Origin of the sequence: Microbispora catharanthi, from assembly GCF_006334915.2 — a bacterium.
Lineage (GTDB): Bacteria > Actinomycetota > Actinomycetes > Streptosporangiales > Streptosporangiaceae > Microbispora > Microbispora catharanthi.
In genome coordinates, this window is the sequence record NZ_VDMA02000011.1 from 37,787 (window position 1) to 62,981 (window position 25,195).

The following is a 25,195-nucleotide window of genomic DNA, read 5'->3' on the forward strand; positions in this document are numbered from 1 at the left end:
CGGAAATTTATTTAGCCCTGATATGATGGAAAAACCTTGTTATAGCCTCTCGGGCGTATCTCATCGCATCAACCGAAAGGGATGTCGCCCGTGTGCTACGAGCCCGACGCCGTGCCGCCCGTCCACGGTTCTCCGATCACGACCGTCACGTCCGAACGCCTTGTGCTGACCTCGGCCGACGGCGCGAACTTCGCGGCTCATCTGGCCCGCCCCGGCCGCGCGTCCGGTCCTGCGGTGCTCGTCCTGCCGGACAACCGGGGCTTGTCGGGATTCTATGAACGCCTCACTGAACGGCTCGCCGAGCAGGGGCACATCGCGCTCGCCATCGACTATTTCGGGCGTACGGCCGGGACCGACCCGCGGACCGAGGATTTCCCCTTCATGGAGCACCTGGGCAAGGCGCACAAGGACGGGCTGTTCGCCGACATCGCCGCCGGCGCCGCACACCTGCGGGCCGAAAGCGACGAGGAAATCGTCTCCCTCGGCTTCTGTTTCGGCGGCAGGCTCGCGTTCATGACGGCCCGGCCGGCCTTCGGGCTCGCCGGCACCATCGGCCTGTACGGATATCCGGACGTGCTGTTCGGCAACCCCGGCCCCACCCAGATGGCGGGCGAGCTGCGCGGACCGATCCTGGGATTGTTCGGCGGCGCGGACGAGGGTATCTCCCCCGAGGTGGTGAGCGCGTTCGGCGAGGCGCTGGAAGGCGCGGGGGTGGCGCACGAGTTCGTCACCTATCCGGGAGCGCCGCACAGCTTCTTCGAGCTGGGCCGCCCGGAGTTGGCCGAGACCTGCGCCGACGCCTGGTCGCGCATCCTCGGCTTCCTGAAGCGGACAGCCCGAGGCGACCTGACCTCGCCTCGGGCTGCCACGATGCAAGACTAAGCCTTCCGGCTCCCGCCGCGCGCACCGGCACCCCCGAAAGTGCCTAAATGGTGATGCGGCCGAACGCGCGGGCACGTTACGGTGCCCGCGTGACATTGATCGTCTCTCCGCCGCCCGCTCGCTAGCGGGCGGCGCCATCCGGTGAGCCGGGCCTGGGCGGCCCGGCCGGTGGCCCCTGCCCGCCTGCGGCAATCGGGCCCACCTCACTGGAGAGACATCGATGAACCATGCTCCAGCCCTGTCCGTACGGCAGGGTCTCGTCTACGTGTCCACCGCCGCGGTCGCCTGGGGAACCGGGGGAGCGGCGGGGGCGCTGCTGCACGGCGCGGGACAGTTGAGTCCCGTCGCCGTGTCGTTCTGGCGCTTCGCCTGCGGCGCGGCGCTCCTGCTCGCCGTCGCGCGCAGCCGCCCCTCCTGGCGGGCGGTGCTGCTCGTCGGCCCGGCGATGGCGGTGTGCCAGGCGGCCTACTTCGCGGCCATCGCCGAGGCCGGGGTCGCGGTCGCCACGATGATCACGATGGGCGCCGCTCCGCTCCTGGTGGCGGTCGGTGGCCGGGTCTTCCTGGGCGAGCCGCTGGGCCGTACCGGCCTCGGATGCGCGGCGCTCGCCGTCGCCGGTCTGGCCATGCTCACGGGAGGCGCGCAGACGGTCACCCCGGCGGGCGCCGGCTACTCGCTGCTGTCGGCGGCGGCCTACTCCCTCGTCACCCTCACGACCCGCCGGATGCCCGCCGACGGCGTGGCCGTATGGGGGTTCGCCGGGGGCGCGGCCTGCCTGCTCCCACTCGCCGCCGCCGGAGGGCTGCTGCCCGCCGGGCACACCGTGACCAACGTGCTGCTGCTCGGCTACCTGGCGGCCGTGCCGACGGCGCTCGCGTACGGGCTGTTCTTCGCGGGGCTGCGCGTCGTCGGCGGCACCACGGCGGCGGTCCTCTCCCTGCTCGAACCGCTGGTCGCCGCCGTCATCGGCGTCGTGCTGCTGGGGGAGCGCCTGTCCGCCGTACAGGTGGGCGGGGCGATCGTGCTTCTGTGCGCCCTCGCCTGGCTCGCCAGGGGGGAACTTCGCGGCGTCCCGCGCTAACTCAGGGGCCGGAAGGCCTGTTAGCGATACCATGAGCTGGGGGCAGTGCGCGTACGCGGTCACCAGGCGAAACGTTCCTCACAGGGCTCGTGACGCGACAGTGGTCACCACGGTATTGACACGGCTTGCTGTTATCGCAAACACTCGGGAACCTGATCAGAATGAGCGGGGCGCGGCGGATGACGAAGGTCCGGCCTGGAGAGAGCCCGACCGAACGCCCGAAGGCGGCGGTCATGGAGGACGTCGCGGAGCTGGCAGGAGTGTCGGCGATGACGGTGTCGAGAGTGCTGAACGCTCCGGAGAAGGTGCGCCCGGAGACCCGGGCGCGCGTTCTCGCGGCGGTCCGCGAGCTCGACTACCGGCCCAATTCGGCGGCGCGGGTCCTGGTGACCGGCCGCTCGGGGGTGCTGGGGGTCGTCTGCTTCGACACCACCCTGTACGGCCCGGCCTCCACGTTGTTCGGCATCGAGCAGGCGGCCAGGGACAGCGACTACCTGGTCAGCATCGCCAGCCTGCCCGCGCTCAACCGCACCTGGATCACCAGGGGAATCGACCGCCTGCGGTCCCAGTCGGTGGACGGCGTCATCGTCGTCGCGCCGCACGAGTCGGCCGCCGAGGGGCTCCGGCACCTTCCCCCGGGCCTCCCGGCGGTCGACGTCGGCGGAGGAACCGATCTGCCGGTGCCGGTGGCGGCGGTGGACCAGTACGCCGGCGCCGCCCGTGCCACCCGCCACCTGCTCAGTCTCGGTCACCGCACCGTCTGGCACCTGTCGGGCCCGCCCAACTGGATCGACGCGAGCGGCCGGGTGGCCGGCTGGCGGTCGGTGCTGGAGGCGGAGGGCAGGGAGGTTCCCGAGCCGCTGGTCGGCGACTGGACCGCTCACTCCGGCTACGAGATCGGCAAGCGGCTCGCCCGCGAGCCCGACGTGACGGCGATCTTCGTGGCCAACGACCACATGGCGATGGGCGTGCTGCGAGCCCTGCGGGAGGCTGGCCGGCGGGTCCCCGAGGACGTGAGCGTCGTCGGGTTCGACGACGTCCCCGAGGCGGCCTACTTCTGGCCGCCCCTGACCACCGTACGGCAGAACTTCGGCGAGGTCGGCCGGCAGGCGTTCCAGCTCCTGCTCGACCGCATCTTCGGGGTGGACGGCGAGGCCAGGCGCATGGTGGAGCCCGAACTCGTGGTGAGGGAGAGCACCGGCGTCAGCCCCTGAAAAGCTTCCGCCCCGCTCGCGAGCGAGCCGGGCGGAAGACCGCGTCCCGCCGGTCTAGGCCCCCGGCGGGACGCGTGGAACAACCGTCCCCGTGCGGACCGTCCCATGGGCGGCCTGTCGGCTGCGCTGCCCGCTTCGGTGATCGGACACAGGTGAGAGCGGCGGCAGGCGTGTCCACGCCTGCCGCCGCTCGCGAGGAGCCGCCCGGGGCGATGGCGCACCCCGGACGGCCGTTTGCTACGGCTTCACCTCCAGCGTCACCATGGTGGCCGACGGCCGGAAGCGGGCGTCGCCGGAGTAGGAGACGGTGAGCTCGTGTGTGCCGGCCGGCAGGTCGAGGCCGAGCTCGGTCTTGCCCTGGCCGCCGGGGTTGAGCGTCCCGTCGCCGAGGATCGTCGCGCCCTCGGACACGGTCACCTCACCGGTCGCGCCCTCCGGGTCCACGCTGTAGTGGACCTGGACCTTCTTGCCCTGCTTCACCTGCTCGGGCGACGCGTGGGCGGTGACGGTGGTGCCGGCCCGGGTGTCCTTGCCGAGGCGGATGAACGTCACCGAGTGGGCCGGGAAGTCGTAGGTGAAGGCGGAGGAGAATCCGCTCACCTCCCGCTCGACCGGAGAGATCTTCGTGGGCTCGGCGAGCGAGTTCACGGCGGCCGGGTCGCCGGTCAGCGAGGTGACGATGGCCTTCGGCGCGATCGCGGCGGTGCCGAGGTCGACCGTGCTGCGCACGGCGGTGTCCTGGACGTTGACGGCCTTGATCACCACGTCGCCGCTGTCGCTGTCCTTCGAGACCACCTGGTAGAGCGGTTCGACGGCGGCGTTGTCGGTGAAGTCGTTGATCTTCTGGCCGTCCAGCCAGGTGGTGATGTGGCGACCGGAGACCTGGATCTTGATTGTGTAGTCGCGACCGGTCTGGACCGTGGTGCTCGACGTCGCGATCGACGACTTGGAGCCGTTCGTCGCCTTCTCGACGGCCGACTGGGTGTTGTTCCAGCCGCCGATGTTCCACCAGTAGAAGTTGCCGGTGTCCTTCGCGCCGAACATCACCAGGAAGCCCTCGGCTCCGCCGGTCTTGCGTGCCGTGACCTCCAGCGTGTAGTCGGACCAGTCCGTCGAGCCGGCCGTGGAGCGGGCGTCGGCCACGTTGGCCGTCTGGACGTACGCGCCGTCCTGCGCCGCCCACGTTCCCTGGCCGGGAGTCCACTTGCCCGTGCCGTTCGAGAAGTCGTCGTCGAACAGGACCGTGCCGTCGGCCCCGGTGACCTTGACGTCGTCGTAGCGGACCTGGGTGTTCCAGGAGCCGAGGCCGATGGCGCCCTTGATGTCGTCGGCCGGCAGCGGGCTCGCCTTGTACGTGCTCGGCAGCACGGTGTCGCCCACGTTGCGGGAGAACAGGCGCTGCACGTAGTAGCTGGGGGAGCCGTACACCTGGTCGTTGTCGAACCAGATGAGGTCCGGCGTCCAGTTGACGTAGTCGACGTTGGACAGCAGCGGCGCGTACGACGCCAGCTCGACGACGTCGGAGTTGCGCTCGATGCCGGTCAGGTACGACGCCTCGGTCAGCGCGTTCCAGTACGTGCTGCCCTTCGAGGCGTACTCGCCGACGAACACGTGCGGGCCGCTGCGGTCGTAGGTGTCGTAGCGGTGGTTGTTGGCCAGGAACCAGCTCGGGTCGTTGTAGTAGTGCTCGTCGACCAGGTCGGCCTTCTGGTCACGCGCGAACTGCCACATGCGATCGAACCAGCTGCCCTGGGACGTCTGGCCGGCGTTCGAGAGGATCTTGATGTTCGGGTACTCGGCCCGGATCGCGCTCGCGAACTTGGGGAAGTTCGTGAAGAACTCGGTGTAGATCTCCTCGTTGCCGAGGCCGATGTACTTCAGGTCGAACGGCTTGGGGTGGCCCATGGCGGCCCGCTTGGCACCCCAGGTGGAGTCGGCGGGACCGTTGGCGAACTCGATGAGGTCGAGCGTGTCCTGGACCCACCGCTGGAGCTTGGCCTCGTCGGTCAGCGGCCGGTTCTCGTTGCAGCCGTTGACGCCCACCGACAGCACCGGCAGCGGCTCGGCGCCGATGTCCTCGGCGAACTGGAAGTACTCGTAGTAGCCGATGCCGTACGTCTGGTTGTAGCCCCAGAAGTTGAAGTTGGTCGGCCGCTCCTCGACCGGGCCGAGCGTCTCCTTCCACTGGTAGATGCGGCGCCGGTCCTGGTTGAGCGAGTACGGGTCGTAGGTGCCGACGTTGGTCACGCAGCCGCCGGGGAAGCGCAGGAAGCGCGGCTTGAGCGCGGCGATCGTCTCGGCGATGTCCTTGCGCATGCCGTTCTGACGGCCCTTGAAGGTGTCCTCGGGGAACAGCGAGATCATGTCGAGGTCGGCCCGGCCGCTGCCGCCGGCCAGCACGACCAGGCGCCCCGCGTCGGTGGTCTCGCTCGCGGTGATCGTCGCGGTGTACTTCTTCCAGTCGGCCGACTGGGCGTCGATCGTGGCCGTGCCGTACACCTTGGAGCCGTCGGCGCTCTCGATGGACGCGGTGATCGGGCCGCCGCTGGTGCGCCGGGCGAACAGCGACAGGTCGTAGGTCTTGCCGGCCTGGACCGCGACGCCCTTGTTGAAGCCGGCGTTGCTCACGCCGAAACCGGTGCCCGGGCTGGTGATGTCCAGCCGCAGGAAGTTGCGGTTGTCACTGTTCAGCGGCCGGTCGCCGGACACCGCGGCCGTGCCGGCCGCGCCGCCGCGCTCGACCTTGGTCCACGCGGTCAGGCCGTTGTAGTTCCGGTTGTCCACCGAGTTGAACTCGAAGGACCGGTTCTGCACGAGCTCGGCGTACAGGCCGCCGTCGGCCGCGTGGTTGATGTCCTCGTAGAAGATGCCGTACAGGTTGGGGCTGACCTTGGTGCCGGCGGCGGTGGTGTCCACCTTGAGCTCGCCGACGTCCTTGGCGTACCCCTCGACCTGGAACTTCGTCCCCTGTGTTGTTGTCGTCTGGGTTGTTGTGGTCTGGCTCGTGGCGACGAGTCTGCCGTCGCTGACCGCGACTCGCCTGTCCCCGGCCGACAGGTACACCTTGCCTCCGCCGGCGTCGCGGAGCTGGAACGCTCCAGCCGTCGAGCCGAGGCGCAGCGTGGAGTCGTCGGCGACCCCCAGGTAGCCCTTGCCGTTCAGGTCCTTGAGCGCGACCGTGCCGTCGCCCTTGTCCTCGGCGGTGACCGCGAGGCTCGTCATGCCCGGGGCGTCGGAGGCGATCAACTGCCCGTCCTTGGCCGCCGACAGGTAGGGCGCGGAGCCGGCCGCCCGCAGCGTGAACGGGCCGGACGGGACGATCGCCTTGCCCTCGGCCGCCTTGACCGCGAAGTAGTCGAAGTCGGCCGCGATCGGCGTGCCGTTCTGCGCGGACAGCGCGAACAGGCCGACCTGCCTGACGTCCAGCGCGGCGGTGACCTTGGACGCCTGCACCCAGGCGGAGCCGTCCCAGTAGGACGAGGTGAACTCGTTGCCCGACCTCGTCAGCTTGAGGATCTCGCCCGTGGATCCGGAGCGGCTCGCGAAGGCCGCGGTGAAGGCCGCCTTCACCTCGGTGTCGGTCTCGATGACGTTGCCCCCGGACGAGCCGACGTGCGCGAGACCGGCGCGGACGTAGTTGTCCCAGTCCTGCCAGGCGAAGATGCCGGCGCTCTGGTAGTCGAGCGCGACCGGGGCGCTGAACTTCGTGACGACCTCGAAGTCCCCGGCGGGGACGTCCATGAGGAAGATGTTCTTGGCCGAGTTGTCGGTCTGGTAGGTGTCGCCCTTCAACGAGTGGATGCGGAGGCTGCCGGGCTGCTCGCCGAGGGACCACTGGGTGTTGTCGGGGTTGAGGACCTGCCAGTCGGGACCGAGCGCGGCGGCGTCGAACTGGTCGACGGACGCGCCGGCGGGGATCGGGTCGGCGGTTTCGGCCTGAGCCGGCGTGGTGGAGAGCATGCCGCCCACCACACCGCTCACCATGGCCGCCGATAAGGCCAGTGACCAGGCCTTTCTGCTCATTCGGGGGGCTCCTCCGGTTTCTGTTAGCGTTAACATCACGGGATGGTCGCGAAGTGAGCGCTAACAAGCTGGATTCGGCCACCAGTTAAGGGCCATGCGGCATGTCCGTCAATAGGAGGTTAACGCGATGTTTCGGTGTGACCGGACCGTAATCGGCCACCACCTTGACGGGGGGTCGTGTTAACGCTCACAGTCTTCCCAAGCAGTTGAGAGGAGCGCCAGTGGGACCCAACGTCGACCGCCGCCCGCCCGTCATGGCCGACGTGGCCAGGCTGGCCGGAGTGTCGCACCAGACGGTCTCGCGGGTGCTCAACGACCATCCGAACGTCCGCGCCGAGACCCGCACCCGGGTCATGCGGGCCATCGACCAGCTCGGTTACCGCCGCAACCTCGTCGCCCGGGCTCTGGTCACCAAGCACTCGCGCACGCTGGGCGTGGTCAGCTTCGACACGACGCTGTACGGCCCGGCAAGCACGGTATACGGAATCGAGCAGGCGGCGAGGGACGCGGGCTACTTCGTGAGCATCGTGAGCCTGCGGACCATCGACAGGGCCGGCGTGAACGACGCGATCGGCTACCTCGCCGAGCAGGGCGTGGACGGCATCGTCGTCGTCGCCCCGCAGCGGTCGGCGGCCCGGGCGCTCGACGACCTGCCGGCGGGCATGCCCGCCGTGGCCGTCGAGGGCTGGCACCAGGGCGACGTCTCCGTGGTCAGCGTCGACCAGGTCGAGGGCGCCAGGCTGGCGACCTCGCACCTGCTCGAGCTGGGGCACGAGACCGTCTGGCACATCAGCGGCCCGGCGGACTGGCTGGAGGCCGAGGGCCGGATCGACGGCTGGCGCGCGGTTCTGACCGCCGCGGGGCGGCCCGTCCCCGGCATGCTGACCGGTGACTGGAGCCCCCGATCGGGCTACCGGGCCGGCAAGGAGCTCGCCGCCATGGCCGGCGACGTCACCGCGGTGTTCGTCGCCAACGACCAGATGGCGCTCGGCCTCCTGCGCGCGTTCACGGAGGAGGGGGTGAAGGTCCCCGAGCAGATCAGCATCGTGGGCTTCGACGACATCCCTGAGTCGGAGTTCTTCTCCCCGCCGCTCACCACCATCAGACAGGACTTCGGGGCCGTAGGCAGGCGCAGCATCGACGTGCTGCTCCGGCAGATCGAGTCGGGCGAGGGGCTGCCTCATGAGCGTCTCGTCGTGCCTCCCCAGTTCGTGCTCAGGGGAAGCACAGCCGCGCGCTAGCCGTACGGAATCACATTCGATGATCAGCGCTGTGCCCTAGGTGTTAGCGCTAACAGGTAGAAAGGATCCCCCCAGTGTTGAAGAGGATCTCGGCACTGATCCTGGCCGGTGCCACGGCCCTGACGATGGCCGGTTGCAGCAGCAGTGACAGCGGCGGCAGCGGCGGTTCGTCCGGCGGTGGCGCCGACGACGGAAAGCTCGTCATGGGCTTCGCCCAGGTCGGCGCGGAAAGCGGCTGGCGCACCGCCAACACCAAGGACATTCAGGAGTCGGCCAAGACGGCCGGCGTCGAGCTGAAGTTCTCCGACGCGCAGCAGAAGCAGGAGAACCAGATCAAGGCCATCCGCTCCTACATCCAGCAGAAGGTCGACGTGATCGCCTTCTCGCCGGTCGTGGAGTCGGGCTGGGACACCGTCCTCAAGGAGGCGCAGAACGCGAAGATCCCGGTCATCCTCACCGACCGGGCCGTGGACTCCAAGGACACCAGCCTGTACAAGACCTTCCTCGGCTCCGACTTCGTCGAGGAGGGCAAGAAGGCCGGTCAGTGGCTGGTCGACCAGTACAAGGACAGCAAGGACGACGTGAACATCGTCCAGCTGGAGGGCACCACCGGCTCCGCGCCCGCCAACGACCGCAAGGCCGGCTTCCAGCAGGTCATCTCGGCCGACCCGAAGTTCAAGGTGATCGCCTCGCAGAGCGGCGACTTCACCCGGGCCAAGGGCAAGGAGGTCATGGAGGCCTTCCTGAAGTCCAACCCCAAGATCGACGTGCTGTACGCGCACAACGACGACATGGGCCTCGGCGCCATCGAGGCGATCGAGGGCGCGGGCAAGGTCCCGGGCAAGGACATCAAGATCATCACGGTTGACGCGGTCCACGACGGCATGCAGGCCCTCGCCGACGGCAAGATCAACTACATCGTCGAGTGCTCCCCGCTGCTCGGCACCCAGCTCATGGACCTCGCCAAGAAGGTCGTCAAGGGCGAGCAGGTGCCCCAGCGGGTGGTCACCGAGGAGACCACCTTCACCCAGGAGCAGGCCAAGGAGGCCCTGCCCAACCGCAAGTACTGATCGGTTCCTGGCCGCCCCCGTAACGGGGGCGGCCTCACCCGCGACGACGAGTTACGAGGATGAGAGGGGCGCCGCATGGCCGCACCCGCGCCGATCCTGCGGATGAGCGGGATCGGCAAGCAGTTCCCCGGCGTGAAGGCACTGGACGGCGTCGACTTCCGGCTGTTGCCGGGCGAGGTTCACGCGCTGATGGGGGAGAACGGCGCCGGCAAGTCCACCTTGATCAAGGTGCTTACCGGCGTCTACGACATCGACGCCGGCGAGATCGAGCTGGAGGGCCGGCCGGTCGCCTTCTCCAGCCCCCTCGCCGCGCAGCAGGCGGGCATCAGCACCGTCTACCAGGAGGTCAACCTCTGCACGAACCTGTCGGTGGCGGAGAACATCTTCATCGGGCGTGAGCCCCGCCGGCTCGGCCGCATCCAATGGAAGGCGATGCGCCGCCGGGCCGAGGAGATCCTCGCCCGGCTCGACCTCGACATCGACGTGTCGGCGCCCCTGTCGTCGTACTCGCTGGCGCTCCAGCAGATGGTCGCGATCGCGCGGGCGGTCGACATCGACGCGAAGGTTCTCATCCTCGACGAGCCCACCTCCAGCCTGGACGCCGGGGAGGTCGCCCAGCTCTTCACGGTGATGCGCAGGCTCAAGGAGCAGGGCATCGCGATCCTGTTCGTCTCGCACTTCCTCGACCAGATCTACGAGATCTCCGACCGGATGACGATCCTGCGCAACGGCACGCTCGTGGGGGAGTATCTCACCAGCGAGCTGAGCCAGGTCGAGCTGATCGGCAAGATGATCGGCCGCGAGCTGGCCGACCTCGAGAAGCTGGAGGAACGCCCGCCGGCCGGCGAGGGTGCGCCGCTGGTCCAGGCCGAGGAGCTGGGCCGCACCGGCGCCATCCAGCCGTTCACGCTCACCATCCACGAGGGCGAGGTCGTCGGCCTGGCCGGGCTGCTCGGCTCGGGCCGTACGGAGATCGCCCGGCTGCTGTTCGGCGCCGACCACGCGGGCACCGGCTCGCTGAAGATCGACGGCGAGCAGGTCAGCCTGCGCACGCCGCGCTCGGCCGTCGCCCGCAAGCTCGCCTTCTGCTCCGAGAACCGGCGCGCCGAGGGCCTCATCCCCGACCTGACGGTCCGGGAGAATCTCATCCTCGCCCTGCAGGCCTCCCGCGGCTGGACCAGGCCGATCCCCCGGCGCAAGCAGGACGAGCTGGTCGACAAGTACATCGCCGCGCTGAACATCCGCCCGGCCAACCCCGACCAGCTCATCAAGAACCTCAGCGGCGGCAACCAGCAGAAGGTGCTGCTGGCCCGCTGGCTCATCCTGGAGCCCCGCCTGCTCATCCTCGACGAGCCCACCCGCGGCATCGACGTCGGCGCCAAGACCGAGATCCAGCGCCTCGTCGCCGAGCTGTCGGACGGCGGGATGGCCGTGCTGTTCATCTCCGCCGAGCTGGAGGAGGTGTTGCGGCTCAGCCACAAGGTCGGCGTGCTCCGCGACCGCAAGCTGGTCGCCCAGATGGACAACGAGGGGCTGACGACCGACACCCTGACGGAGACGATCGCGAGCGGAGCCCGATCATGAGCCGGATCCTGAAGCATCGCCTGTTCTGGCCCCTGGTCATCCTGGTCGCGTTGCTGGCACTGAACCTCATCTTCACGGACAACTTCTTCAAGATCCAGATGAAGGAGGGGCACCTCTACGGCAGCCTGATCGACATCGTCCGGTTCGGCGCGCCGCTGATCCTGGTGTCGCTCGGCATGACGCTGGTCATCGCCACCAGCGGCATCGACCTGTCGGTCGGCTCGGTCGTGGCGATCGCCGGCGCGCTGGCCTGCCTGCGCATCAGCGGCCTGTCCGACCAGAACTCGGTGGGCGGCGTGCTCGGGGCCGTGGGCCTCGCGCTGGTGCTGTCGGTGGTCCTCGGCGCGTGGAACGGCTTCCTCGTCGCGGGCATCGGCATCCAGCCGATCATCGCGACGCTGATCCTGATGGTCGCCGGGCGCGGCCTGGCCCAGCTCATCACCGACGGCCAGATCACCACGGTCAACAGCTCGCCGTACAAGCTGATCGGCGGCGGCTACTGGCTGACGCTGCCGTTCGGGATCATCATCGTGGCGGTCGTGCTCGCGCTCACCGCGTTCCTCACCCGGCGCCTGGCGCTCGGCCTGCTCATCGAGTCGGTCGGCGGCAACGCCGAGGCGAGCCGCCTGGCCGGCATCAGCGCCCGCGGCGTGCTCATGACGGTGTACGCGTTCTGCGGGCTGTGCGCCGGCATCGCGGGCCTGATGATCAGCTCGAACGTCTCCAGCGCCGACGGCAACAACGCCGGTCTGTGGATCGAGCTGGACGCGATCCTCGCCGTCGTCATCGGCGGCACCCCGCTGTCCGGCGGCCGGTTCTCGCTGAGCGGCACCGTGCTGGGCGCCCTCATCATCCAGACGCTGACCACCACGATCTACTCGATCGGCGTTCCGCCGGAGACGACGCTGCTGTTCAAGGCGCTCGTGGTGACGATCGTCTGCCTGATCCAGTCCCCGGCCTTCCGCACGAAGGTGTTCCACCGCCGCAGGCGCCCGATGACGGCGCGTCCGGCGGCCGAAGAGAAGGTGAGGGTCTCGGCATGACGAGCATCGCCGGCCTGCGGGACCTCCGCCGTCGCACGGTCCCGCCGAAGTACATTCCGGTCCTGGTGACCGCGGGCCTGTTCCTGGCCATGTTCGTGGCGGGCGGCATCCGCTACGAGAACTTCGCCACCGGGCAGATCATCCTCAACGTCTTCATCGACAACGCGTTCCTGCTGGTCGTCGCGGTCGGCATGACGTTCGTGATCCTCACCGGCGGCATCGACCTGTCGGTCGGTTCGGTGGTCGCGCTCGCCACGATGTTGAGCGCGAGCCTGCTGAAGGACGGCTGGCCGGCGTACGCGGTCATGGCCCTGGTGCTGGTGATCGGCGCGGTGCTGGGCCTGGCCATGGGCGCCATCATCCACTACTTCGAGATCCAGCCGTTCATCGTCACGCTGGCCGGGATGTTCCTGGCCCGCGGCCTGTGCTACACGATCAGCACCGAGTCGATCCCGATCGAGAACCCGACTTTCACCGACATCGCCCAGACGCGGATCAACCTCGGCGGCGACCTGTCGGTCTCCCCGAGCGCGGTGATCGCGGTGGTGGTCGTGCTGATCGCGGCGTACGTGCTGCACTACACCCGGCTCGGCCGAAACGTCTACGCGACCGGCGGCAGCGAGCAGTCGGCCCTGCTCATGGGTCTCCCGGTGGCCCGTACGAAGATCGCGGTCTACACGATCAGCGGGTTCTGCTCGGCCCTCGGCGGCCTGCTGTTCGCCTTCTACTCGCTGTCGGGCTACGGACTGAGCGCCGTGGGCATGGAGCTGGACGCGATTGCCGCGGTCGTCATCGGCGGTACGCTGCTGACCGGCGGGAGCGGCTTCCTACTCGGCACCGTGCTCGGCGTGCTCGTGCTGGGGCTGATTCAGACGATCATCAGCTTCGAGGGCACGCTCAGCTCCTGGTGGACCAGGATCTTCATTGGTCTGCTGCTCTTCGTCTTCATCCTCCTGCAGCGCGTGTTCTCGGGTGGATCGCGCCGCCGAACTCCTTGACGTGAAAAACGTCCCAGTCCCTTCTACCGGCCGCATCGAGCTGTGCGGCGACCCCCAACCAAGGAGATGCATATGAGGTTGCTACGAATCGGGGGCGTGGTGTCCGCCATCGCGCTCGCCGCGACAATGACGGCCTGCGGCTCCAGCCAGAAGACGGTGGACACCGAGGCGTCCGCGTCCTCCGGGGCCGGCACCGCCGGCGCCCTGATCGGCGTCACCATGCCCACGAAGTCGTCGGAGCGCTGGATCCACGACGGCGACAACGTGAAGCAGCAGCTTGAGGCCCTCGGCTACAAGGTCGACCTCCAGTACGCCGAGAACGACATCCCCACCCAGGTCAACCAGATCGAGAACCAGATCACCAAGGGCGCCAAGCTCCTGATCATCGCCTCGATCGACGGCACCGCGATCACCTCCCAGCTCCAGGAGGCCGCGGACAACAAGATCCCGGTCATCGCCTACGACCGGCTCATCCGCAACAGCCCGAACGTCGACTACTACGCCACCTTCGACAACTTCAAGGTCGGCGTGCAGCAGGCGACCTCGCTGCTGAAGGGCCTCGGCGTCGACAGCGGCAAGAAGGGCCCGTTCAACGTCGAGCTGTTCGGCGGCTCGCCCGACGACAACAACGCCACCTTCTTCTGGAACGGCGCGATGTCGGTGCTCAAGCCGAAGATCGACGACGGCACGCTGAAGGTCAAGAGCGGCCAGACCGACTTCAAGCAGGCCGCCATCCTGCGGTGGGACCCCGCCACGGCGCAGAAGCGCATGGAGGACATCCTCACCAAGACCTACACCGGTGACGCCAAGGTCGACGGCGTGCTCTCGCCGTACGACGGCCTGTCCATCGGCATCCTGTCGGCGCTCAAGAGCTCCGGCTACGGCACCAGCGGGCAGCCGTACCCGGTCGTGACCGGCCAGGACGCCGAGCTGGCGTCGGTCAAGTCGATCGTCGCCGGTGAGCAGTACTCCACCATCTTCAAGGACACCCGCAAGCTCGCGGAGCAGACCGTGAAGATGGCGGACGCGGTGCTGAAGGGTCAGAAGCCCGAGGTGAACAACGAGAAGGACTACGACAACGGCAACAAGGTCGTCCCGTCGTACCTGCTCGACCCGGTGGTCGTCGACAAGGACAACTACAAGGATGTCATCGTCGGCAGCGGCTACTACACCGAGGACCAGCTCAAGTAGGGATTCGGGCCCGGGGAGCAGTCCCCGGGCCCTCCCTGAGCGGGGGGCACATGACCGAGCACATCTTGCGAATGAGCGGGATCACCAAGACATTCCCCGGAGTGACGGCCCTGCAGGACGTCAACCTGGCGGTACGGCGGGGTGAGATCCACGCTATCTGCGGCGAGAACGGCGCCGGCAAGTCGACGCTGATGAAGGTGCTGTCCGGGGTCTATCCCCACGGCCAGTACGACGGCGAGATCACCTTCGAGGGCAGACGCTGCGAGTTCGGCGGCATCCGCGACAGCGAGCACGCCGGCATCGTCATCATCCACCAGGAGCTGGCGCTGTGCCCGCAGCTGTCGATCGCGGAGAACATCTACCTCGGCAACGAGCGGGCGACGCGTGGCGTCATCGACTGGAACCGAACCAACTACGAGGCCGGCGAGCTGTTGAGGCGGGTCGGCCTGCGCGAGAACCCCACGACGACGGTCTCCGACATCGGCGTGGGCAAGCAGCAGCTCGTGGAGATCGCCAAGGCGCTGTCGAAGGAGGTCAAGCTCCTCATCCTCGACGAGCCGACCGCGGCGCTCAACGACGAGGACTCGGCCCACCTGCTCGACCTGCTGCGCGGGCTCAGGGACGAGGGCATCACGTGCGTGATCATCTCGCACAAGCTCAACGAGGTCACGGCGATCGCCGACTCCGTCACGATCCTCCGTGACGGGCGCACGATCGAGACGCTGGACATGGCCGTCGACCGCGTGACCGAGGACCGCATCATCTCCGGGATGGTCGGCCGCGCCCTCGACAACCGCTTCCCGCCGCGCACGCCCGCGATCGGCGAGGAGGCCTTCCGGATCGAGGACTGGACGGTCTACAGCCCCAGCCAGCCCGGCAGGAAGGTGGTCGACGGGGCCTCGCTCATGCTGCGGCGTGGTGAGATCGTGGGCCTGGCCGGGCTGATGGGCGCCGGGCGCACCGAACTGGCGATGAGCGTGTTCGGGCGGACGTACGGCGTGCACATCTCCGGCAGGATCTTCAAGGGCGGCGAGCGGATCGAGCTGCGCACCGTGCAGGACGCGATCAAGCACGGCGTCGCCTACGCCACCGAGGACCGCAAGAGGTACGGCCTCAACCTCATCGAGGACATCAAGCGCAACATCAGCGCGGCCTGGCTCAAGGGCCTGTCCAGGCGCGGCTGGGTGAACGAGTACGAGGAATACCGCGTCGCCCAGCAGTTCCGCGGGAGCATGAACATCAAGGCGCCCAGTGTGGACAGCGTCGTCGGCAAGCTGAGCGGCGGCAACCAGCAGAAGGTCGTGCTCTCCAAGTGGATCCTGACCGAGCCGGACGTGTTGATCCTCGACGAGCCGACCCGGGGCATCGACGTCGGCGCCAAGTACGAGATATACATGATCATCAACCGTCTGGCGGAGCAGGGCAAGGCCGTGCTGGTGATCTCGTCTGAGCTGCCCGAACTGCTCGGCCTCTGCGACCGCATCTATACGCTCTCGGAGGGGCGCGTCACCGGTGAGGTGCCGCGCGAGGAGGCCACGCAGGAACGCCTCATGTATCTCATGACCAAGGGACAGGAGTAGCTCGCATGAGCAGCATCACGCCCGCCGACGTCGAGGTCGGCGCCAAGGGCGGCGGGGGAGCGCCGGGGCGGCCGGGCCGGGTGTCGCTCGGCGGGCTGTCGGTCAACCTGCGCTCCAGCGGCATCTACATCGCCTTCGCACTGATCATCGTGTTGTTCTCGGTGCTGACCGACGGCGCACTGCTGCAGCCGCAGAACATTTCCAACATCATCGTCCAGAATTCCTACATCCTGATCCTGGCGATCGGGATGATCCTGGTCATCATCGCGGGGCACATCGACCTGTCGGTCGGCTCGGTGGTCGCGGTCACCGGCGCGTTGGCCGCGGTGCTCATGGTGAACATGGGCGTGCCCTGGCCGGCGGCCGTGCTGATCACGATCGTGGCCGGGGCCCTGATCGGGGCCTGGCAGGGGTACTGGATCGCGTACTTCGGCATCCCCGCCTTCATCGTCACGCTGGCCGGCATGCTGCTGTTCCGGGCGCTGACCCTCACCGTCCTGGGCAACCAGGGCATCGGCCCGTTCCCCGACCAGGTCCGCACACTGGCCAACGGCTTCACCGACGGCTGGCTGGGCAACGTCGGCCTCGGCCCGCTCGGCGGCGCCGACCTGTTCAGCCTGCTGGTCGGCATCGTCGCCATCGCCGGCATGGTCCTCGCGCAGTGGCGCACCCGGAGCGCCCGCAAGGGCTACGGGCAGGCGGTCGATCCCCTGGCGCTGTTCGCGCTGAAGATGGCGGCCGGAGCCGCGGTGATCCTCTTCCTCGTCGTGCAGCTCGCCCGCTTCAAGAACCTGCCGTGGGTGCTCGTGCTGCTGGCGGTGCTCGTGCTGGCGTACTCGCTGATGGCGAACCGCACGGTGTTCGGGCGGCAGATCTACGCCATCGGCGGCAACCTGCACGCGGCCGTGATGTCCGGCGTGAAGGTCAAGTCGGTGGTTTTCTGGATCTTCGTCAACATGGGGGTGCTGTCGGCGATCGCCGGTGTCATCTTCGCCGGCCGGCTCAACCAGGCGGGCCCCACCGCGGGCAACAGCTTCGAGCTGGACGCGATCGCCGCGGCCTTCATCGGCGGCGCGGCCGTGCAGGGCGGCGTGGGCAAGGTGGTCGGAGCGATCACCGGTGGTCTGATCATGGCGGTGATCAACAACGGCATGTCGCTGATCGGCTCGCCCAGTGAGCGGGTCATGCTCGTCAAGGGTGCCGTGCTGCTCGCCGCGGTGGCGTTCGACGTGTGGACCAAGCGCAGGGCCGGCACCGCGCGCTGACGCCCGCGGACATCGACAGAAACCGGTTTCGGGCCGCCGGCCGCATCGCCGGCCGGCGGCCCCCCGCTCCGGGCATGGGCGGCGCAAGAGCCTCTGGAGGTTGAGTGTGAACGTTAACAGTGACCGTTATGTGGTCGGTGTGGATTACGGCACGTTGTCCGGCCGCGCCGTGGTGGTCCGGGTGAGCGATGGCGCGGAGCTGGGCAGCGCCGTGCACGAGTACGCCCACCGGGTGATCGAGGACGCGTTACCGGGCTCCGGCGTCCGCCTCGGACCGGACTGGGCCCTGCAGTCGCCCGCGGACTGGATCGACGTGCTGCGGCACGCGGTGCCCAAGGCGCTGGCCGCCGCGCAGGTCCCGGCCGAGCAGGTGATCGGCATCGGCACGGACTTCACGGCCTGCACGATCCTGCCCGCCACCGCCGACGGCCACCCGCTGTGCGAGGAGTTCCCCGAGCGGCCGCACGCCTGGCCGAAGCTCTGGAAGCACCACGCGGCCCAGCCGCACGCCGACCGCATCAACGCGCTGGCCGCCGAGCGCGGCGAGGCGTGGCTGCCGCGGTACGGCGGCAAGATCTCCTCCGAGTGGGCCTTCGCCAAGGGCTTGCAGCTGCTGGAGGAGGACCCGGAGATGTACGACCGGGCCGACCGCTGGATCGAGGCCGCCGACTGGATCATCTGGCAGCTCACCGGGGTGGAGACCCGCAACGTCTGCACCGCCGGGTACAAGGCCGTCCACCAGGACGGCGCCTATCCCTCCGAGGACTTCCTGGCCGCGCTCAATCCCGCCTTCTCCGGTTTCACCCGGAAGCTCGGCCAGGAGCTCGCTCCGCTCGGCGGCCTCGCCGGCCACCTGACCGCGCGGGCCGCCGAGTGGACGGGCCTGCCCGAGGGGATCGCGGTGGCGGTCGGCAACGTCGACGCCCACGTCACCGCCGCGGCGGCCGACGCCGTGCGGCCGGGCCAGATGGTCGCCATCATGGGCACCTCCACCTGCCACGTCATGTGCTCCGACCAGCTCGCCGAGGTTCCCGGCATGTGCGGCGTGGTGCGCGACGGCATCGTCCCCGGACTGTGGGGCTACGAGGCGGGCCAGTCCGCCGTCGGCGACATCTTCGGCTGGTTCGTGGACAACTGCGTGCCCGCGTCGTACGCGGAACGGGCCGCCGAGGCGGGGCTCGGGCTGCACGAGTACCTCACCTCCCTCGCCGCCGAGCAGAAGGTCGGGCAGCACGGGCTGGTCGCCCTCGACTGGCACGGCGGCAACCGCTCGGTCCTGGTCGACCACACCCTCTCCGGCGTCGTCGTCGGCCAGACGCTCGCCACCCGGCCTGAGGACGTCTACCGGGCGCTCATCGAGGCCACCGCGTTCGGCGCCAGGACGATCGTGGAGACGTTCGAGGCGGCCGGGGTCCCGGTGGAGGAGTTCGTGGTCGCCGGCGGCCTGCTCAAGAACGGCTTCCTCATGCAGACGTACGCCGACGTGCTGCGCCGCCCGCTGTCGGTGATCGGCTCCGACCAGGGGCCGGCCCTCGGCTCGGCGATCCATGCGGCCGTCGCCGCGGGCGCCTATTCCGACATCACCGCCGCCGCGGCGGCCATGGGCAAGCGCCAGGCCGTCGCGTACGCGCCCGACGCCGAGCGGGCCGACGCCTACGACCGGCTGTACGCCGAGTACCGCAGGTTGCACGACCACTTCGCGGACGGCGGGATGCTCCACCGGCTCCGCGCTATCAGGAACGAGGCCAGTGCATGATCGATGAACTTCGCAGGGAAGTCTGCCGACTCCACGCCGAACTGGTGCGATACAACCTCGTCGCCTGGACGGCCGGCAATGTGTCGGGCAGGGTGCCGGGCGAGGACCTGTTCGTCATCAAGCCCAGTGGCGTGTCGTACGACGACCTGACCCCCGAGTCGATCGTGGTCTGCGACCTCGACGGCAACCTGGTCGAGGGCGACCTGTCTCCGTCCAGCGACACGGCGGCGCACGCCTACGTCTACCGGCACATGCCGGAGGTCAACGGCGTGGTGCACACCCACTCCACGTACGCCTCGGCGTGGGCGGCCCGCGGTGAGGCGATCCCGTGCGTGCTCACCGCGATGGCCGACGAGTTCGGCGGGGAGATCCCCCTCGGCCCGTTCGCGCTCATCGGCAACGACGACATCGGCAAGGGGATCGTCGCGACCCTGACCGGTCACCGCTCCCGTGCCGTGCTGATGCAGAATCACGGCGTGTTCACCATCGGCGAGTCGCCGAAGGCGGCGGTCAAGGCCGCCGTGATGTGCGAGGACGTCGCCCGCACCGTGCACGTCGCCCGGCAGCTCGGCGAGCCCCTGCCGATCGCGCAGGGCGACATCGACCGCTTGTACGACCGGTATCAGAACGTCTATGGACAGAGGAGTCACCTGTGAAGCTATGGTTCCTGACCGGTAGCCAGGGCCTGTATGGCGAGGACACGCTGCGGCAGGTGGCCGAGCAGTCCCAGCGCATCGCCGAGCAGCTGGGCGAGGCGCTGCCGTTCGAGCTCGAGTGGCGGCCCGTGCTCACCGACGCGGCGGCCATCCGCCGCGTGTGCCTTGAGGCCAACGGTGACGACGACTGCATCGGCCTGATCGCGTGGATGCACACGTTCTCCCCGGCCAAGATGTGGATCGCCGGCCTGGACGCGTTGCGCAAGCCGCTGCTGCACCTGCACACGCAGGCCAACGTGGAACTGCCGTGGAGCTCCATCGACATGGACTTCATGAACCTCAACCAGGCCGCCCACGGCGACCGTGAGTTCGGCTACATCCAGACGCGTCTCGGCGTGCCGCGCAAGACCGTCGCGGGCCACGTGAGCGACCCGGCGGTGGCGGCGCGGATCGCCACCTGGGCCCGCGCCGCGGCCGGCCGGGCCGAGGTCGGCTCGCTGCGCCTGGCCCGCTTCGGCGACAACATGCGCGACGTCGCCGTGACCGAGGGCGACAAGGTCGAGGCGCAGCTGCGGTTCGGGGTGTCGGTGAACACCTACGGCGTCAACGAGCTGGTCGAGGCCGTGGACGCCGCCGCGGACGCCGACGTGTCCGCCCTCGTCAAGGAGTACGAGGACCTCTACCGGATGGCCCCCGAGCTGCGCGCGGGCGGGGAGCGGCACGAGTCGCTGCGTTACGCGGCCCGCATCGAGCTGGGCCTGCGGCACTTCCTGGAGGGCGGCGGCTTCAAGGCGTTCACCACGAACTTCGAGGACCTGGGCGGGCTGCGCCAGCTTCCCGGCCTGGCCGTGCAGCGGCTCATGGCCGAGGGCTACGGCTTCGGCGGCGAGGGCGACTGGAAGACCTCGGTGCTGCTGCGCACGCTCAAGGTCATGTCGGCGGGCCTGCCCGGCGGCACCTCGTTCATGGAGGACTACACCTACCACCTCACCCCGGGCGAGGAGCTCATCCTCGGCGCGCACATGCTGGAGGTCTGCCCGACGATCGCGGCGGACACCCCCGCGTGCGAGATCCACCCGCTGAGCATCGGCGGCCGGGAGGACCCGGTTAGGCTCGTGTTCGACGCCGCCCCCGGCCCCGCCGTGGTGGTGGGCCTGTCCGACATGGGCGAGCGGTTCCGGCTGGTGGCCAACGAGATCGACGTGGTCGCCCCGCCCGAGCCGCTGCCCGCTCTGCCGGTCGCCCGCGCGGTGTGGCGGCCCCGGCCCGACATGCGCACCTCCGCCGAGTCGTGGATCACGGCGGGCGCCCCGCACCACACGGTGCTCTCCTCGGCCATCGGGTCCGAGGAGCTGAACGACTTCGCCGACATGCTCGGCGTCGAGCTGCTCGTCATCGACGAGGCGACCACCTCCCGCCAGTTCGTCAAGGAACTGCGGTGGAACCAGGCCTACTATCGGCTCGCGCAAGGTTTTTGATGGGAAGACGTGTTCATCTGCTCCGGGGGGTGGTGGGCGGCCTGGCCGCCCTCACACTCGGAGCGGGGGCACTCGTCCCGTCCGCGGCCTCGGCGGCGGACGAGGGCCTCGCTCTCTGGTACAAGCTCGACGAGACCTCCGGCACCGTGGCCGCCGACTCCTCCGGCAACGGCAGGAACGGCACGCTCGACGGTGACGCGAGCTGGGGCGACGGCCTCCGGCTCGGCGGCACGAACGGGTACGTGAAGGTGCCCGACAACCTCATGCGCGGCATGACCACGATCACGGTCGCGCTCGACGTCTGGATCGATCCCACGCAGGCCACGCCGTACTTCGTCTACGGCTTCGGCAACTCGAGCGGGTCGAGCGGCAACGGCTACCTGTTCACCACCGGCAACACCTTCCGCACGTCGATCGCCTCGGGCAACTGGTCGACCGAGCAGAACGCCAACGCCGGCGTCAACCTGCCGCGCGGCGGCTGGCAGCACATCGCGTACACGCTCGGCGGCGGCGTCGGGGTGCTGTACCAGAACGGCGACGAGGTCGCCCGCAACACCGCCGTCACGCTCACCCCGGGCTCGATCGGCGGCGGCACGACCACGGCCGACTACATCGGCCGTTCGCTCTACTCGGGCGACAAGTACCTCAAGGGCAGGGTCAAGGACTTCCGTGTCTACGGCCGGGCCCTCGGCGCGTCCGAGATCGCCCAGCTCGCGGGGCCGGTCAACGCCGAGATCGTCAAGCAGGACGCCACGGCGCTCGACCTCGGCGACACCGGCGCGGTCCGGTCCGACCTGACGCTGCCGGCCAAGGGCGCGTCCGGGTCCACGATCACCTGGGCCTCCAGCGACCCGTCCGTCGTCAGCACGACCGGCGCGGTCACCCGGCCGCCGGCGGGCGCGGCGGACGCCCACGTCACCCTCACCGCCACGCTCACCAAGGGCACGGCGACCGAGACGAAGACGTTCGACGTCACCGTCGAGGCGATCTACACCGACAAGCGGGCCGTCGAGACCGACGCAGGCACGCTCGTCGTGCACAACATCGACGACGTCCGCGGCAATCTGACGCTGCCGACGAAGGGCGAGAACGGCACCACCATCACCTGGCGGTCCAGCAAGCCGGACACGCTCGGCGAGACCGGTGAGGTCAACCGTCCCACGCCGGGCGCCGAAGCCGTGAAGGTGAACCTCAAGGCCACGATCTCGCGCGGCGGCCACCAGGCCGTGCGGGTCTTCAAGCCCGAGGTGCCGGCGCTGCCCGCCAAGGAGCCGTACAAGGGCTACCTGTTCGCCTACTTCACCGGCGAGGGCTACTCGAACGGCGAGCAGATCTACAACGCGCTGAGCAAGGGCAACGACCCGCTGCACTGGCAGGAGCTCAACGGCGGCCGGCCGGTCGTCACCTCCGACGTCGGCGAGAAGGGCCTGCGCGACCCGTTCGTCATCCGCTCGCCCGAGGGCGACAGGTTCTACCTGATCGCCACGGACCTCAAGATCTACGGCAACGGCGACTGGGACCGCGCGCAGCGCGGCGGCAGCCGCTCGATCATGGTGGCCGAGTCGACCGACCTGGTGCACTGGACGAACCAGCGGCTCGTCCAGGTCTCCCCGCCGGAGGCCGGCAACACCTGGGCGCCGGAGGCGTACTACGACAAGACCCTCGGCGCGTACGTGGTGTTCTGGGCGTCCAAGCTGTACGACAACCCGCGGCACGCGGGGGACACGTACAACAAGATGGTGTACGCGACGACCCGCGACTTCTACACCTTCTCCGAGCCGAAGATCTGGAAGGACCCGGGCTACTCGGTCATCGACTCGACGGTGATCGAGCACGACGGGACCTACTACCGCTTCACGAAGGACGAGAGGAACAACACCTCCTCCAGCCCGTGCAGCAAGTACATCATCGAGGAGAAGTCCACCTCGCTGACCGACACGAACTGGGGCTTCCTGAAGGAGTGCATCGGCTCCGGCGCGCTGTCGCGCGGTGAGGGGCCGACGATCTTCAAGTCCAACATCGAGGACAAGTGGTACCTGTTCATCGACGAGTACGGCGGCCGCGGCTACGTGCCGTTCGAGTCGACCGACCTCGAGAAGGGCGACTGGACCGTCCCGGCCGACTACCAGCTCCCGAGCCGTCCGCGTCACGGCACGGTGCTGGGCGTCACGCAGGCCGAGTACGACCGGTTGCTCTCCGCTCTTGGCTGATCCGGGCCCTCGGCTGATCCGGTCTCGCCGATCGCTCGCGGGCCCTTCCCTTCAGGGGAAGGGCCCGTTCGTGTGTCAGACGCTGTACGTCAGGCCGCCCGCCGGGACAGCGATCGGGAGGCGAGGGCGGCCCGGGCCGCCGCGAGTGCGCTTGCTCCAGGAAGCCGCCCTCGTCCAGGTCGCTGACGAGGAACAGGTCCCGCGGGTCGGCGCGTACCGCGAGGTCGAGCAGGACCGCCCGGCCGCTCTCCCCGCGCAGCGAGTCGTCGCCCAGCAGGCCGCGGGCGGCGTCGAGGGAGGTGGCGACGATCACCGGTCCCTCCGGCAGCCGGTCGGCCCTCGACCCGGTCTCGATGCGTACGCCGAGGTCGCGCGCCCGCGCGGCCATCCGGTCGATCACCCGCCCCCAGCCGCCGACCACGTAGCGGACGGACGGGTAGCGCGGAGCGGTGACGCGCAGGAGCCGCTCCCAGGCGAAGGCCGCCGACAGCCGGCCGGGGTCGGCGTCGTAGGTGACGACTCCCAGCAGCCCGGCGGCGGCCCGTGCGGCCTCGGCGCCGAAGCGGCGGGTGGCCCAGGAGCCGAAGTCCTCGTCCACCGGCGCCCGCAGGCCGCGCCGGGCGATCATCCGCAGCAGCCCGGCCGGGGGCCGCCCGGTCAGCCTCCCGTCCCGGCGGAACCGCGCCCGGGCCAGATGCCCCGGCCGCGGCAGAGCGTACGGCCGGACCAGTCCCCGCTCGTCGAGCCACCGCCAGGGCAGGCCGTCGGAGTAGAAGACGTGGGTGCCGTCGTTGGCGACGTACGGCGTAGCGGTGGAGCGGGCGCGCCCGCCGAGGGTGTGGTGCGCCTCGTGCAGGACGACGGCCGCACCGCCCTCGGCGCAGGCGATGGCGGCGGTCAGCCCGGCAAGCCCGCCGCCCACGATCGTGATGGTTTCTCTCATGCACTCCCGGACGCGTTCGGGGTCGCCATTCGTGACATCTTGTCCGGGTTGGCGATGAGGTAGACGGTATGGATCAGACCGTCGCCGATCATCAGCGAGACGACCGTGACGGGACGGCCCTCCAGGCGGGCGACGATCGCGGGCCCGCCGTTGACTTCGGCGATCTCCAGGTCCATCTCCGAGCCAGGGGGAGCGCCCAGGGAGGCCAGGAAGCGCCGGCGGCCCTCCCGGCTCGCGATCGCGACGAGGAAGCGGGCGACCGGCATGGCGCCGGCCAGCTCCCGCAGCGGCGCCCGGACCTTGCCGCCGCCGTCGCCGACCATGCGGACGTCCGCGGCGAGCAGCGCCGTCAGGCCCTCGATGTCCCCTTCCGCGCAGGCCGCGACGAAGCGCTCGGTGATCGTGCGCCGCTCGCGCCGGTCCACGTCGAAGCGCGGCCTGCGCTCGCGCACGTGGTCGCGGGCGCGCCTGGCGAGTTGTCGTACGGCAGGCTCGCCCCGGCCGAGGATTTCGGCGATCTCGGCGTGGGAGAAGCCGAACGCCTCCCGCAGGACGAACACGGCCCGTTCCAGCGGGGACAGCGTCTCCAGCACGACGAGGAGGGCCAGCTCGACGCTGTCGGCGCGTTCCGCGGGCTCCCCGGAGTCCGGCGCGGTGACGACCGGCTCGGGCAGCCAGGGCCCGACGTACGCCTCCCGCCTGGCCCGCACCCGGCGCAGCCGGTCGATGGCGAGGTTGGTGGTGACGCGCACGAGGTAGGCCTTCGGGTCGGCCACCGACGCGGCGTCCACCTCCGCCCAGCGCAGCCACGCCTCCTGGACCACGTCCTCCGCGTCCGCGGCGCCGCCGAGGATGCGGTAGGCCACACCGACGAGCAGGCTCCGGTGCGCGGTGAAGACTTCGAGGGTCATGTCATGCCAGACGTATCATGCCCGCCGTTGTGTGACATCGGCTCGTCCGGTTACCGTCCCCGCGCGGAC

The 25,195-nt window shown here is 69.4% G+C and carries 18 protein-coding genes; 15 read left to right on the plus strand and 3 right to left on the minus strand.

The features are described 5' to 3' along the window. The first annotated feature begins 90 nt into the window (after positions 1-90). The 3 genes from FH610_RS21085 to FH610_RS21095 all read left to right on the plus strand — a co-directional run bounded on the left by FH610_RS21085 (position 91) and on the right by FH610_RS21095 (position 3,177). A complete protein-coding gene (locus tag FH610_RS21085) occupies positions 91-882 on the plus strand; it encodes a dienelactone hydrolase family protein (protein ID WP_240809102.1) in 792 nt (263 codons plus the stop codon). Between the two features lie 220 nt (positions 883-1,102). After that, positions 1,103-1,963, plus strand: coding sequence for a DMT family transporter (locus tag FH610_RS21090; RefSeq protein ID WP_139576253.1), 861 nt, complete (start codon positions 1,103-1,105; stop codon positions 1,961-1,963). A 161-nt stretch (positions 1,964-2,124) separates the two neighbouring features. Continuing rightward, complete coding sequence (locus FH610_RS21095; protein ID WP_420813731.1) at positions 2,125-3,177, plus strand: LacI family DNA-binding transcriptional regulator; 1,053 nt, start codon at positions 2,125-2,127, stop codon at positions 3,175-3,177. A gap of 237 nt (positions 3,178-3,414) precedes the next feature. Here FH610_RS21095 and FH610_RS21100 read toward each other — a convergent pair whose 3' ends face one another. Further along, positions 3,415-7,200: an alpha-L-arabinofuranosidase C-terminal domain-containing protein gene (locus tag FH610_RS21100; protein WP_161628043.1), complete on the minus strand. Its 3,786-nt coding sequence runs from the start codon at positions 7,198-7,200 to the stop codon at positions 3,415-3,417. A gap of 254 nt (positions 7,201-7,454) precedes the next feature. Here FH610_RS21100 and FH610_RS21105 point away from each other — a divergent pair, with 254 nt between their 5' ends. From FH610_RS21105 to FH610_RS21160, 12 genes are all read left to right on the plus strand, one after another. Then, positions 7,455-8,441: a LacI family DNA-binding transcriptional regulator gene (locus FH610_RS21105; RefSeq protein ID WP_139576432.1), complete on the plus strand. Its 987-nt coding sequence runs from the start codon at positions 7,455-7,457 to the stop codon at positions 8,439-8,441. A 74-nt stretch (positions 8,442-8,515) separates the two neighbouring features. Beyond that, on the plus strand, positions 8,516-9,511 hold the full coding sequence (locus FH610_RS21110) for an ABC transporter substrate-binding protein (protein ID WP_205825935.1): 996 nt from the start codon (positions 8,516-8,518) through the stop codon (positions 9,509-9,511). 75 nt (positions 9,512-9,586) lie between these two features. Then, positions 9,587-11,095: a sugar ABC transporter ATP-binding protein gene (locus FH610_RS21115; protein ID WP_139576255.1), complete on the plus strand. Its 1,509-nt coding sequence runs from the start codon at positions 9,587-9,589 to the stop codon at positions 11,093-11,095. Continuing rightward, a complete protein-coding gene (locus tag FH610_RS21120) occupies positions 11,092-12,138 on the plus strand; it encodes an ABC transporter permease (protein ID WP_139576256.1) in 1,047 nt (348 codons plus the stop codon). Before FH610_RS21115 ends, FH610_RS21120 begins: the two co-directional genes overlap by 4 nt. Then, a complete protein-coding gene (gene yjfF / locus FH610_RS21125; protein WP_139576257.1) occupies positions 12,135-13,136 on the plus strand; it encodes a galactofuranose ABC transporter, permease protein YjfF in 1,002 nt (333 codons plus the stop codon). The genes FH610_RS21120 and yjfF overlap by 4 nt, the downstream gene beginning before the upstream one ends. Before the next feature lie 72 nt (positions 13,137-13,208). Continuing rightward, the gene (gene chvE / locus FH610_RS21130) at positions 13,209-14,327 is read left to right on the plus strand and encodes a multiple monosaccharide ABC transporter substrate-binding protein (protein WP_139576258.1); all 1,119 of its coding nucleotides are present in this window, start codon (positions 13,209-13,211) and stop codon (positions 14,325-14,327) included. A 50-nt stretch (positions 14,328-14,377) separates the two neighbouring features. After that, positions 14,378-15,907 (plus strand): multiple monosaccharide ABC transporter ATP-binding protein, encoded by a 1,530-nt coding sequence (gene mmsA, locus FH610_RS21135; RefSeq protein ID WP_139576259.1) that lies wholly within the window; start codon positions 14,378-14,380, stop codon positions 15,905-15,907. Positions 15,908-15,912: 5 nt separating this feature from the next. Beyond that, on the plus strand, positions 15,913-17,172 hold the full coding sequence (mmsB, locus tag FH610_RS21140) for a multiple monosaccharide ABC transporter permease (RefSeq protein ID WP_205825937.1): 1,260 nt from the start codon (positions 15,913-15,915) through the stop codon (positions 17,170-17,172). A gap of 106 nt (positions 17,173-17,278) precedes the next feature. Further along, entirely contained in the window at positions 17,279-18,928 is a 1,650-nt protein-coding gene (gene araB / locus FH610_RS21145) for a ribulokinase (protein ID WP_139576260.1), read from the plus strand. Further along, the gene (locus FH610_RS21150; protein ID WP_139576261.1) at positions 18,925-19,584 is read left to right on the plus strand and encodes an L-ribulose-5-phosphate 4-epimerase; all 660 of its coding nucleotides are present in this window, start codon (positions 18,925-18,927) and stop codon (positions 19,582-19,584) included. Before araB ends, FH610_RS21150 begins: the two co-directional genes overlap by 4 nt. Continuing rightward, on the plus strand, positions 19,581-21,062 hold the full coding sequence (gene araA, locus FH610_RS21155) for an L-arabinose isomerase (RefSeq protein WP_139576262.1): 1,482 nt from the start codon (positions 19,581-19,583) through the stop codon (positions 21,060-21,062). The genes FH610_RS21150 and araA overlap by 4 nt, the downstream gene beginning before the upstream one ends. Continuing rightward, positions 21,062-23,272: an immunoglobulin-like domain-containing protein gene (locus FH610_RS21160; RefSeq protein WP_139576263.1), complete on the plus strand. Its 2,211-nt coding sequence runs from the start codon at positions 21,062-21,064 to the stop codon at positions 23,270-23,272. Before araA ends, FH610_RS21160 begins: the two co-directional genes overlap by 1 nt. Here FH610_RS21160 and FH610_RS21165 read toward each other — a convergent pair. Both FH610_RS21165 and FH610_RS21170 read right to left on the minus strand, forming a co-directional pair. Continuing rightward, positions 23,229-24,215, minus strand: coding sequence for an NAD(P)-binding protein (locus FH610_RS21165; RefSeq protein WP_205825938.1), 987 nt, complete (start codon positions 24,213-24,215; stop codon positions 23,229-23,231). The genes FH610_RS21160 and FH610_RS21165 overlap by 44 nt on opposite strands. Beyond that, the gene (locus tag FH610_RS21170; RefSeq protein WP_139576264.1) at positions 24,212-25,126 is read right to left on the minus strand and encodes an RNA polymerase sigma-70 factor; all 915 of its coding nucleotides are present in this window, start codon (positions 25,124-25,126) and stop codon (positions 24,212-24,214) included. The genes FH610_RS21165 and FH610_RS21170 overlap by 4 nt, the downstream gene beginning before the upstream one ends. Positions 25,127-25,195: the final 69 nt, after the last annotated feature.

What these genes read in the sequence shown, in the direction of transcription:
- FH610_RS21095 (WP_420813731.1), top strand. Translation starts at nt 2,125, where the DNA reads ATGAGCGGGGCGCGGCGGATGACGAAGGTCCGGCCTGGAGAGAGCCCG.
- FH610_RS21090 (WP_139576253.1), top strand. Translation starts at nt 1,103, where the DNA reads ATGAACCATGCTCCAGCCCTGTCCGTACGGCAGGGTCTCGTCTACGTG.
- FH610_RS21100 (WP_161628043.1), bottom strand. Translation starts at nt 7,200, where the DNA reads ATGAGCAGAAAGGCCTGGTCACTGGCCTTATCGGCGGCCATGGTGAGC.
- FH610_RS21160 (WP_139576263.1), top strand. Translation starts at nt 21,062, where the DNA reads ATGGGAAGACGTGTTCATCTGCTCCGGGGGGTGGTGGGCGGCCTGGCC.
- FH610_RS21105 (WP_139576432.1), top strand. Translation starts at nt 7,455, where the DNA reads ATGGCCGACGTGGCCAGGCTGGCCGGAGTGTCGCACCAGACGGTCTCG.
- chvE (WP_139576258.1), top strand. Translation starts at nt 13,209, where the DNA reads ATGAGGTTGCTACGAATCGGGGGCGTGGTGTCCGCCATCGCGCTCGCC.
- FH610_RS21170 (WP_139576264.1), bottom strand. Translation starts at nt 25,126, where the DNA reads ATGACCCTCGAAGTCTTCACCGCGCACCGGAGCCTGCTCGTCGGTGTG.
- FH610_RS21115 (WP_139576255.1), top strand. Translation starts at nt 9,587, where the DNA reads ATGGCCGCACCCGCGCCGATCCTGCGGATGAGCGGGATCGGCAAGCAG.
- FH610_RS21165 (WP_205825938.1), bottom strand. Translation starts at nt 24,215, where the DNA reads ATGAGAGAAACCATCACGATCGTGGGCGGCGGGCTTGCCGGGCTGACC.
- FH610_RS21150 (WP_139576261.1), top strand. Translation starts at nt 18,925, where the DNA reads ATGATCGATGAACTTCGCAGGGAAGTCTGCCGACTCCACGCCGAACTG.
- FH610_RS21120 (WP_139576256.1), top strand. Translation starts at nt 11,092, where the DNA reads ATGAGCCGGATCCTGAAGCATCGCCTGTTCTGGCCCCTGGTCATCCTG.
- mmsB (WP_205825937.1), top strand. Translation starts at nt 15,913, where the DNA reads ATGAGCAGCATCACGCCCGCCGACGTCGAGGTCGGCGCCAAGGGCGGC.
- mmsA (WP_139576259.1), top strand. Translation starts at nt 14,378, where the DNA reads ATGACCGAGCACATCTTGCGAATGAGCGGGATCACCAAGACATTCCCC.
- yjfF (WP_139576257.1), top strand. Translation starts at nt 12,135, where the DNA reads ATGACGAGCATCGCCGGCCTGCGGGACCTCCGCCGTCGCACGGTCCCG.